This is a genomic window from Actinoplanes cyaneus (assembly GCF_016862095.1).
In the GTDB taxonomy this organism is placed as follows: domain Bacteria; phylum Actinomycetota; class Actinomycetes; order Mycobacteriales; family Micromonosporaceae; genus Actinoplanes; species Actinoplanes cyaneus.
Genome location: NZ_BOMH01000005.1, coordinates 58,875 through 69,062 on the forward strand (window position 1 = coordinate 58,875; position 10,188 = coordinate 69,062).

Consider the following 10,188-nt stretch of genomic DNA (forward strand, 5'->3'; position numbering starts at 1 on the left):
CTTCAAGGGGTCACCCGGGGGCATCTTCCGGGCGGCCCCAGCTCATCCGGCGAGGCGGAACCGTTCGGCGTGGACCTGCCGCCGGGGCACCCGCAACCGCCGCAGACTGTCCAGCACCGACGACGTCATCGCTTCCGGGCCGCAGACGTACACGTCGCGCGCGGTGATGTCCGGGACCAGCGCCAGCATCCGCTCCGGCGCGAACGGCTGGTTGTCGCTGCCGGTGCGGCCGGTGAGCAGGTGCAGCCGCGCGTGCCGTACATCAGCCAGGTTCTTCAATTCCCCGAGAAGCACCGCGTCATGCGCGTCACGCACCCGGTAGAGGACGACGACGTGACCGGTCAGCGCGGGATCCTCGAGCAGCGCCCGGATCGGGGTGACCCCGATCCCGCCCGCGACCAGCACCGTCGCGGCCCGCACCCGGTGCGCCGCGGTGAACGCGCCGTAGGGTCCCTCGGCGTAGACCCGCGCGCCGATCGGCAGTTCCCGCAGCCCCGCGCTGGTGACCCCGACGCCTTTCGCGGTGAGCCGCAGCGACCGGCCGTTCGGCGCGGCCGACAGCGAGAACGGGTTGACCTGCCACCACCCGTTGTGCCCGGGGAAGCGCCAGAGGAAGAACTGCCCGGCGCTCGCCGCCAGCCTCTCCAGGCCGCGGCCGGTGACGTGGACCGAGACGGTGTCCGCCGACTCCTCGACGACCGCGGCGACGCGCAGCCGGTGCCGCGCGTTGCGGATCATCGGCACGACCAGGCGACCGGCGATCAGCGCGCCGAGTGCGAACGTCCACAGCCCCCACCAGTAGATCTGCGTGAACAGGTTCACCCGGAACGCGGTGCCCTCGTAGACCTGGTGCAGCACACCGAGCAGCACGACGACGTAGAGCATCAGGTGGATCGCGTGCCACGTCTCGTAGGAGAGCCGGCGGCGGGCCACCCGGATCGACAGCACCACGATCACCAGGATCAGCACGGCCGCGATCATGCCCAGCAGGACCGGGAGCTGTTTCGCCAGGTTGACCGTCTCGGCCAGGAACGAGATGCCGTCCAGCCGGGCGAAGCCGAGCAGCACGAACGCAGGGTGCGCGAGCACGAGCCAGAAGATCGCCTGGCCGGTCCAGCGGTGCCAGGTGGTGAGGCGGTCCATGCCGAACGCCCGGTCCACCGTCGCGAGGCGGGCCACCAGCAGCAGTTGCAGGGCCATCGCGAGTGCCAGGTAGAGGCCGAGCAGGCGGCCGACCGTACCGGCGACGTTCTTGCCCGGGCCGGCGGCGACGAACATGAGCTGGACGGCGACCAGATTCAGCACGATGAAGGCCACGATCGCGACGCGCGCGACGCGGACGGATCGTCGGAAGGTGAGGACTCGAGGCTGGGTCAGGGCGGTCATCCCGGTCTCCTCCCCTGCTGGGAGCTGCAGTTACCGGGGTGTACCACCACCGGGCGACGCCGGTTCACCGAGATCGCAGCCGGATTCGAACCGGCGTGTACCGCTTTGCAGGCGGCCCCCTCACCACTCGGGCATGCGATCGTGCTGGTACCAGGCGGCGTTTCGCAGTGCGGCACTGCGACACACCGCCTCCGTGCGGGCGGCAGGATTCGAACCTGCTCAGCGAAGCACCCGGTTTACAGCCGGGCCCGACTCTCCAGCGTCGGCGCGCCCGCGTGGCGTGTGACCACGCGGTGCCCTCGGCGCGACTCGAACGCGCACTGCTGGCGTCCTCAACGCCAGGCCTCTGCCAATTGGGCTACGAGGGCGTCACCACATCCTTGACAACAAAAAGCCGCCTTTCCCGTACGTCGGGAGCGGCGGCGCAAGAGCACGAGCGGCGGTCAGCCGCGCCACCGATCCGGGGCGAGATAAAGGCTCGTACACAGCATGGTCGTGATCTCCTGATCGTCTGATCGCTCGAAGCTGTGCATGAACCTATGCGGCCCGCCCCGGACCGGCAACGCATTTACGCGCGAATGTGGAACCGTGCGTCGAGGGTGAGCGCGGCCAGCTCCTGCGCGGTGAACGGCAGCGCGGCGAGCGGCGCCTGCCCCTCGAAGCCGGAGGCCTTGTTCTGCGCCACGAAGACGACGGTGCCGTCGGCGTAGCGGTAGGCCGCGAACTGGTCGAGCCGCTGGTCACCGCCGGTCGACGTGACGACGCCGACCTTCTTGCCACCGGCCTCGACCACCTGGCAGGGGCCGCCGATCCCCCAGAACGACCGGGCCAGCGCGCACGGCTCGTCGGGCAGCTTGTTGCCGGGCTCGTGCACCTCGACATGGAGTTGCCCGGCCGTCGTGTCCTTGGTGATCGTCACGCTCGCCAGGTAGCTCCACTCCGGATCCTCGATCGCCGCCTGGTGCGACTGGTACTCCATGTCGCCCGGGCCCATGCCGGTCGGCGTCCCGTAGCCGCTCGGCACCACCTTCAGCAGGTCGCCGAGCAGCTGCTTGCCCTTCTGGTAGCGCGGGCCGCTGTCCGCCGTGGCGTCGCCGTTCGCCTCGGCCGGCCACGACGGCTTGGTGTCGCTCGGATCCGGCGTCCCCCCGTCGGCCCACTCGATCGGCGGCGTGGCGTGCGCGCTCGGTGCCGCCGCCGGCCCGGCCACGTCGATCGCCGGGCCGGGCCCCGCGGACAGGTAGCGCGCCGGGACGACGGTCACCGCGGCGAGCGCGACGACCGCGCCGGTGCAGGCCAGGGCCGTACGTCGTCGCTCCGATCGTCTCCCGGCGGCGACAGCCGGCCCGGCCTGCATCGGCGGCGGCTCGGGACTCTGCGTCACCACCGTGCGCAGGGCGTCGCGGAACTCGTTCTCGTCCATGGTGTTCCCCCTCATTCGGCCGGGACGGGCGCGCCGATCACCGCGCGCAACGTGGCCAGCCCGCGGGCGGCCTGGCTCTTGACCGTGCCGGTGGTGGTGCCGAGCGCCGCCGCCGTCTCCTCGACGCTCAGGTCCTGCCAGTAGCGCAGCACCAGCACCGCACGCTGCCGGGGCGGCACCTCGGCGAGCGCGCGCAGCAGCATGAGGCGGTCCTCGACCGGGGCGCCGGGCGGGGCCGGGCGCTCGATCGTGGTGTCGTGCGGGCGTTCCCGCCGCCACCAGCCCCACCGGCCCTCGTCGATGAAGGTCCGGATCATCACCTGGCGGACGTACGGATCCAGCGACTCCTGCCGTTGCACCTTGTTCCAGCGCAGGTAGAGCTTGGTGAACGTGGTCTGCACCAGGTCAGCGGCCCGGTGCCAGTCGCCGCAGAGCAGGTAAGCCGTGGCGCGCATGCTTCCGGAGCGCGCCGCGAAGTACTCCGCGAACGCCTCGTCACGATCGCTCATGCCGTCCCCCATCGTCATCGGTCGCGGCATACACGAGGTCACCACCCGTCAGGGTTGCACGGGCCACCGTTTCTGGACGGATCGTTTCCCGGAGGCAGGCGAACGCCATGACGGATCGCGCAGTCGCGAGCCCGCGCGGACCCCCCGGGCTGCGGCCGCGACGCACTGTCCTGGGCTGGTTCTCACGGTCGTTCTTCGTGCCTCATGACGACCGTGAGAACCAGCCCGGGCCGGCGGCGCGGGGCGGTCCGAAGTGGCGGCGGGCTCGTGGGGACGTTCGCACGGGCGCGGTGCCCACGACGTACCGCAATCGGATCTTGGGGTTACTTCGGGGCCTTCAGGTCGTCGAGGGCCTTCTCCGCGCCCCGGTGCAGGACGACGGGGCTGGTCTTGCGGGCGGTGTCCAGGCTGATCTCCTTGGCGGCGGCGTTGGCCTGCACCAGCTGGGTCTTGCGGTCGAAGAGGGTCCTGGTCACCACGCAGGCCACGTTCGGGTCGAGGTTCTGGCGGACCAGCAGGAAGTTCGGGACGACGATCGTCTTCACGTCCGCGGCCTGCTGGTAGGTGGCGGCCGGGATGACGCTCTCCTGGTAGACCTCGTTGATCTTCTGCATCTCCGGCAGCACCGGCGTGATGTCGAGGAACTCAACCTGATCCTTCGCGGTCGTCATCAGGTCGGTGATGCCCGGCGTGGGCAGGCCGCCGGAGAAGAACATCGCGTCGATCGTGCCGTCCTTCATCCCGTCGACGGTCTTGGTGAGGTCGAGTTTCTGCGCGCTGACGTCCTTCTCCGCGTCGAGCCCAGCCGCTTTCAGGACGCGGTTGGCGATGACCTCGGTGCCGGACTTCGGCGAGCCGGTCGAGACGCGTTTGCCCTTCATCCCGGCCACGTCCTTGATGCCGGCCGCCTTGCGGACGATCACCTGCGTGTAGTTGGTGTGGATCCGGGCCAGCGCGGCGACCGGCTGCTTGGTGGTGAAGCTGCCGGTGCCGTTGACCGCGTCGGCGGCGGTGTCGGCCAGGGAGAACGCCACGTCGTAGGTGCCGGCGACGAGCTGCTGGATGTTCTGCACCGAGGCGCCGGTCTCCGCCGCGGTCGCCTGCACCTTGCTGCCGGACGCGTTGACCTGCTCGGCCAGGGCGTTGCCGAGGGCGAAGTAGACGCCGATGGCGTTGCCGGTCGCGATGCCGATCCGGGTGTCCTGCCCGGCCTGGCAGGTGATGTCACCACCGGCGTCGGTGGCCGCCGTGTTCTGCCGGCCGCCGCACGCCGCGGTGGCCAGCGCGAGTGCGGAAATGGTGGTGACGGTCAGGATTCGTCGCATGCAAGTCCTCCGGTCACAGTTTCTTCTTATCCGGTACGGCCGTTGCCGCCCGAGTCGTCCCTTTCGTGCCGTCCGGGCCGGCGTCGGCGCCGCCCGTGCGGGTCTCCGTGCCGCCGTCGTCGGGGCCGCGCGAACCGGCGATCCCGTCGTCACCGGCAGCACGTGTCGCGGAACCACCGTCGTCACCGGCAGCGCGCGCTCCGGAATCGCCGTCGCCACCGCGACTGCGGGTCTCCGTGCCGTGGTCGCGCTTGCGCAGCACCGCCGCCAGCAGCGCGGACAGTGCCAGCGCGGCCACCCCGATCCCGGCCGCGACCGGCGCCAGGTACAGCAGGAACAGCCCGGCCACCCCGCCCAGCACCCGGCTCGCCGTCCCGGCCCGGCCCACGCCCGGCACCCAGCCGCCGGTCGCCACGGCCAGGCCGAGCACCGCCAGCCCGGCCGCCGCGGTGGTCCACAGGATTCCGGTGACCGGGCCGCGGGCCAGCAGGTACTCCCCGCGGTCGGTGAGCACGAACGCGATCGGGGCGAGGAACGCCGGCAACGCGTACTTCAGCGCCTGCCACATCGTCGGCATGGTCCGCCCGCCGGTGATCGCGCTCGCCCCGACCGCGGCCAGGGCGGTCGGCGGGGTCACCTCGGAGAGCACCGAGTAGTAGAAGACGAACATCGCGGCGGCCGGCGCGCTCACTCCCAGCCCGAGCAGCGCCGGCCCGATGATCACCCAGCCGATGATGAAACTGGCGGTGACCGGCACGGCCAGCCCCAGCACGGAGAGCGCGACGGCGGCCAGCGCCACGGTCAGCGCCAGCACCACGCCCGGGTTGTCGGTGACCGCCCGCGCGCCGTTGACCAGCAGCGACGCGAGCTGCGCGCCGAGGCCGGTCTTCGTGGTGATCGCGGTGATCACGCCGGCCGCGGCGCAGACCGCAACCACCGGCAGGACACCGCGGACCCCGGCGGCGAGCGCGGCGAAAAGACGTACCGGGGAAAGCCTGGCAGTTCTGTCGAGAAAGGACAGGGCGACGGCGAGCAGGGTCGCGTAGACGACCGCGCGGGTCGCGCTCTGCCCGAGCGCCAGCAGGACCACGATCAGGATCAGTGAGGAGAAGTGGTACCCGAAGCGGGCCAGCAGCCGCCACGCGCTGGTCGCCGGCATGTCGACGGCGCGGACCCCGAACCGACGCACGTCGATCTCCACGGCCAGCAGGATCCCCAGGTAGTAGAGCAGGGTCGGGATCATCGCCCAGCCGAGCACGGTCAGGTAGGAGACGTCGAGGTACTCCGCGACGATGAACGCGGCAGCGCCCAGCGTCGGCGGGGACAGGATCGCGCCGACCCCGGCCGCGGCGAGCATGCCCCCGGCCTGCTCCGGCGGGTACCCGGCGCGGCGCAGCATCGGCCAGGTCACCGCGCCCACGCTGACCGCCGTCGCGGTGCCGGAACCGGAGACCGTGCCGAGCAGGAACCCGGCGGCGACCGCGGTGCGCCCGGCCGCGCTGCGCGACTTGCGGAACGCCGCCACCGACAGGTCGACGAAGAACCGGCTCGCCCCGGACAGGTCCAGGACCGCGCCGTAGATCGTGAACAGCACGATGTACGTCGCGGCGACGTCCAGCGGGGTCCCGTAGAACCCGCTGCCCGAGTTGTAGAGCGCGTCGACGATCTGCGCGAAGTCGAGCCCCGCGTGCGCGATCGGCCAGTTCTGCGGGAGGAGGCCGCCGTAATAGCCGTACGCCAGGAAGGCGACGCAGACGATGGGCAGGGCGAGCCCGGTCGTCCGCCGGGCGGCCTCGATCACCAGGACGAGAAGGACGGCGCCGAACGCGATGTCGACGGGTTCGAGCAGCGCCTGACGGTCGAGGAAGCCGTCATATCCACCGCCGAACGGATTCACCGGGTAAAGGCACGCGACCACCGCCGCCGCACCGAGGATCCAGTCGGTCACGGTGGGCTTCCGGTCACTGTCGATTCTTGCCCGGTACGCGATGAAGACCAGTGGCAGCGTCACCGCCAGGAAGATGATCAGGTAGAACTGGCTGCCCTGGGAGAGCGGACGGAACACCTGCCAGAGCGTCAGGGCACCGGCTCCCGCGGCGACGACCGCCACCCCGGCCCCGACGCGCCCGGTCAGCTCACGGGCGGGCCGCTCCTCGTCGTCGTAGTGCACCGCGGCGGGGTCATCGACACCAAGAGATCGATCATCACCCATGGAAGGGAATCTACTATGCCGCCGCCCGCCCGAGGTCCCTGATCATCCGATAGTGGGCGAGCCGGGAAGTCGACAGTGGATAGCATGACGGCATGACCGTTGCGTACCGCGAGGAGACGCCCGCGGGCTGGACCGACGCCGTGGCCCAGACCTGGTCGCTCGACGAGGCCGACGGGGGCTGGCGTCTCTCCGGCGACTGCCCGACCTGCGCGCACCCGAGCGAGACCAGCGTGGTCCGGGTGACCGCGGCGCCGGGCGCGCTGCCGCCCCGCGTCGTGCACGAGGTGCTGAAGGTCCTCGTGGTGTGTGACTGCACGGCCGACCACGAGGGACGCCCGGCCGGCCTGACCGGATGCGGACGGGCCGGCTACCTCGAGCTCAGGGACGAGTCGTGATGAGACTGCGCCCGGCGCCCGGCACGGTCACCGCCGAGGACCGGGAATGGCAGGCGCGGGCGCGGCGGCTGACGCTCGACTCGCTGCACGACGTGCGGGCCGTCGCCGGGCGGTGGGCGGCCACGATCGGCTCGCTGACCGGGCTGCTCAGCCTCGTCGCCCTGGTGGCCGGGCCACGCAGCGCGGACCAGCTGCCGGTCGGATGGCGGGTGGTGGCCGGGCTCTGCGTGCTCGCGGCGATCGGATGCGCGGGGTGTGCGACGTGGTTCGCCGCCGAGGCGGCGCAGGGCAGCATCGGGTCGGTGCTCAGCACGTACGCGCAGGTGCGTGATCTCTTCCGGAAGCAGGAGGCGGTCGCCGTCCGGCTGCTGGGCCGCGCGAAGATCCTGGTCGTCGTGGCGATGGGTGCGCTGGTCGTGGCGGTGGCGCTGACCTGGTTCGTCCCCAAGGAGTCCAGCGATTACCTGGTGATCAGGCGCGGTGCCGAGGTGTCCTGCGTGCCGCTGAAGGACGGGCTCGCGCTGTCGCTGGCCCTCGACGCCGCCTCGACGGTCACCGTCGCCAAGCGCTGCCCGGCACGCTGAAAGATCAGTCCGGCGCGGGAACCGTCGTGGCGTTGACGATCTCGCGGAGGGCGGCGACATGTCCCTGGTACGCCTTGCGTCCCTGGCGGGTCATCGAGAGCCACACCCGGCGGGTGTCCGAGCCGAGCCGCTCCTGCTTCACGTAACCGGCGTCGACCAGGGCGGCGACCTGTTTGCTCAGTGCCGACGGGCTCAGATCCAGATGTTCCTTGACGACCGACAGCTCCAGGGTGCCGCCGGCGACGAGCATCGCGCAGATGCGCAACCGGTGGGTCGGGTGGATGATCGGGTCGAGGTCCGCGGTCACCGGGGTGCCCCTGTCGACCGCCGGTGCGCCACACCACCAGCCAGGTAGACGGCGGCCGCCGCGACGGCGAGGACGAGGATCGGCCATCGCTGGGTGGTGACCTCGGCGACGATGAACGCGGCGAGCAGGCACGCCATCGCGGCGCCGACCGAGGCCAGGAAGACGCGACTGGTGGGCAGGGCGAACGGTGTGCCCATCCGATACCCCGCCAGCGTGTTGACCGCGATCAGCACAGCGCAGGAGGCGAGCAGGGGGACGAAGCCGTCGTCGCCCAGCGCGAAGGTCGACGTCATGGCGCCCAGCAGGAGTGCGTTGACCGGGTAGAGCCACGTGGGCCACGGCGTGTCGCGCACGGCGCGCTGAACTGTGTCGATGTCTGCCAGCGCCTTGCGGGCCTCGGCCGGGTTAGGGACGTCCAGGTTGTTTTCCATAGCGGAAACTATCGCAGATGTTTTCCACCATGGCAACCTTCAACCACTTGGAAAGTATCTGGCACGCGCGGGCGATCGATCGCTTCCGTCGGTTCACCTATGACCGCCACAACGATCACCGATGGGCGCATCCGCATCTGCCGCAGGGAACGCGCGATCCGCCCGGTCTCTGTCCGCGCCCGGCGCGCTGGCCGGCATGCGCTGTCGTCACCCTTGATGACGCAGCGGTCGAGTCCGCGGCGACGTTGGGCTGAGCCCGGAGGTTGAATGACAAGTTCGGCGCATACGCCGCCCAGCCCATGCCGGTGCCCGGCCGGGGTCGGCATCCGCTCATCGACAAGATCCAGGCGCAGGCAGGGCTCGCGCGGCTCAGGGCTGGTCACGACCGTGGTTGTCGCGACCGCGTTATCACGATGAGCACCAGCCGCCCGAGACGCTCCCTTCTCGGAGAATCAAGACGGCGGTGTGGAGGGGGCCCGGATCGAAGTCGCGATCGTGGTCGGTCTGCGGCGAGGACCGCGCGCCGCCGTCCGTTCGGGTCGCAGACGAGACAGTTCGGCCGTCGTCGCCGTTCGGTGCTCATTTCCGTTTCGGTGCCGCCGGGAGGAAATAGTTTTTGGCACGTGCCGACGCTTACACCAGCATTTCTTGGGCTGGGACAATTTGATGGTGGCGCAGATGTCGTTGTTCAGCCGGGCCGAGCTCGCGGGAATGCGGGATCGCACCCTGGCGCGCAATTATTCGGCGGAGCGGGAGGAATTTCGACGCGAACATGAACGGCATCGCGCTTGGGGTTTACGCCAGCGCCATGCACGGAAGCTGGTCCGGGCGGGATGGGGTGCTGCGGCGGCGTGGGAGGCCGTCACCGTCGGTGAGGATCGGCAGCATGAGGCGGCGTCAGTGATTGCCGCGACGCCGCAGCCGGCGGATCCTGAGCCGAGCGCGCTCGCTCCGGTTGCTGTCCCCTCGGGAGCATTGACTCCCGGCGAAACACCTTCACCGCAGCCCGCGCCCGGGCCTCCCACAGCCGCCAGCCCTCAGCCTGCGCCCGGCCGTAGGCAAGCTGGTTTGTTCATTGTTTTAGTAAGTTGGTGTGTGATGGTGGTCGAGGTGGCACTCGATAAGGTGGGATGCCGCCGGGTCCACCGTGGGCACCGGGCTGTGGTTCAGCTCAGGGCAACCAGTTTTGCTGTTTTTGGCCGCGTCCGGAAGGCGTCTGGCGCGCGTGGTCCGCCGACATTTCTTGTGCCTTTGTCAACGCTTGGTCCGGACTTTCATCGGCACGGTGGACGCCGCCTTGCAGCGGCCTCTCTCGGCAGGAGAGTGAGATGCACGTTTGCGGCGTGCCTGCCGGGCCACTGGGCGCAGAACTGCAGCGGATCTTCTGGCTTCATGCTTAAGGCTCGGCACGGTGGAGCGTCCGGCAGCAAGCGACCAGAGGGGGGCCGGGGTCGAGCGGCGCGGCGCGGGGCGCGGCTGGACGCGGGGCGCGGCTGGACGCGGCCCGGCGCGAGGCGCGGCCCGGGGGTTGAGCGACGCGGGGCGCGGCTCGACGCGGTGAGCCGGGAGGGGCCAGCAGCGTCGGGGGCGGCCGGCGTGGTGAGCCGGGAGGGGCC

The 10,188-nt window shown here is 70.8% G+C and carries 10 protein-coding genes and 3 tRNA genes; 3 read left to right on the forward strand and 10 right to left on the reverse strand.

The window, feature by feature from the left end; all coding sequences use genetic code 11:
- Positions 1 to 42: 42 nt before the first annotated feature.
- The 8 genes from Acy02nite_RS03900 to Acy02nite_RS03935 all read right to left on the reverse strand — a co-directional run bounded on the left by Acy02nite_RS03900 (position 43) and on the right by Acy02nite_RS03935 (position 6,855).
- Positions 43 to 1,386 (reverse strand): ferredoxin reductase family protein, encoded by a 1,344-nt coding sequence (locus Acy02nite_RS03900; protein WP_203738395.1) that lies wholly within the window; start codon positions 1,384 to 1,386, stop codon positions 43 to 45.
- A gap of 70 nt (positions 1,387 to 1,456) precedes the next feature.
- Positions 1,457 to 1,527 (reverse strand) — tRNA-Cys (locus Acy02nite_RS03905).
- Positions 1,528 to 1,580: 53 nt separating this feature from the next.
- Positions 1,581 to 1,661, reverse strand: a tRNA-Tyr gene (locus Acy02nite_RS03910).
- A 19-nt stretch (positions 1,662 to 1,680) separates the two neighbouring features.
- Positions 1,681 to 1,754 (reverse strand) — tRNA-Leu (locus Acy02nite_RS03915).
- Positions 1,755 to 1,954: 200 nt separating this feature from the next.
- Positions 1,955 to 2,809 (reverse strand): hypothetical protein, encoded by an 855-nt coding sequence (locus tag Acy02nite_RS03920; RefSeq protein WP_203738396.1) that lies wholly within the window; start codon positions 2,807 to 2,809, stop codon positions 1,955 to 1,957.
- Between the two features lie 11 nt (positions 2,810 to 2,820).
- Positions 2,821 to 3,318 carry a SigE family RNA polymerase sigma factor gene (locus tag Acy02nite_RS03925; protein WP_203738397.1) on the reverse strand — a complete coding sequence of 166 codons (498 nt, stop codon included), beginning with the start codon at positions 3,316 to 3,318 and terminating at the stop codon, positions 2,821 to 2,823.
- Between the two features lie 323 nt (positions 3,319 to 3,641).
- Entirely contained in the window at positions 3,642 to 4,643 is a 1,002-nt protein-coding gene (locus tag Acy02nite_RS03930; RefSeq protein ID WP_203738398.1) for a TAXI family TRAP transporter solute-binding subunit, read from the reverse strand.
- A gap of 13 nt (positions 4,644 to 4,656) precedes the next feature.
- Positions 4,657 to 6,855, reverse strand: coding sequence for a TRAP transporter permease (locus tag Acy02nite_RS03935; RefSeq protein WP_239174167.1), 2,199 nt, complete (start codon positions 6,853 to 6,855; stop codon positions 4,657 to 4,659).
- A 92-nt stretch (positions 6,856 to 6,947) separates the two neighbouring features.
- Here Acy02nite_RS03935 and Acy02nite_RS03940 point away from each other — a divergent pair, with 92 nt between their 5' ends.
- Both Acy02nite_RS03940 and Acy02nite_RS03945 read left to right on the forward strand, forming a co-directional pair.
- Positions 6,948 to 7,250 (forward strand): hypothetical protein, encoded by a 303-nt coding sequence (locus Acy02nite_RS03940; protein ID WP_203738399.1) that lies wholly within the window; start codon positions 6,948 to 6,950, stop codon positions 7,248 to 7,250.
- Positions 7,250 to 7,834 carry a hypothetical protein gene (locus Acy02nite_RS03945; protein WP_203738400.1) on the forward strand — a complete coding sequence of 195 codons (585 nt, stop codon included), beginning with the start codon at positions 7,250 to 7,252 and terminating at the stop codon, positions 7,832 to 7,834. The genes Acy02nite_RS03940 and Acy02nite_RS03945 overlap by 1 nt, the downstream gene beginning before the upstream one ends.
- A 4-nt stretch (positions 7,835 to 7,838) precedes the next feature.
- Here the strand turns inward: Acy02nite_RS03945 and Acy02nite_RS03950 are convergent, their stop codons facing one another.
- A complete protein-coding gene (locus Acy02nite_RS03950) occupies positions 7,839 to 8,141 on the reverse strand; it encodes a transcriptional regulator (protein ID WP_203738401.1) in 303 nt (100 codons plus the stop codon).
- The gene (locus Acy02nite_RS03955; protein WP_203738402.1) at positions 8,138 to 8,572 is read right to left on the reverse strand and encodes a hypothetical protein; all 435 of its coding nucleotides are present in this window, start codon (positions 8,570 to 8,572) and stop codon (positions 8,138 to 8,140) included. Before Acy02nite_RS03955 ends, Acy02nite_RS03950 begins: the two co-directional genes overlap by 4 nt.
- 17 nt (positions 8,573 to 8,589) lie before the next feature.
- Here Acy02nite_RS03955 and Acy02nite_RS03960 point away from each other — a divergent pair, with 17 nt between their 5' ends.
- Positions 8,590 to 8,826, forward strand: coding sequence for a hypothetical protein (locus tag Acy02nite_RS03960; RefSeq protein WP_203738403.1), 237 nt, complete (start codon positions 8,590 to 8,592; stop codon positions 8,824 to 8,826).
- Positions 8,827 to 10,188: the final 1,362 nt, after the last annotated feature.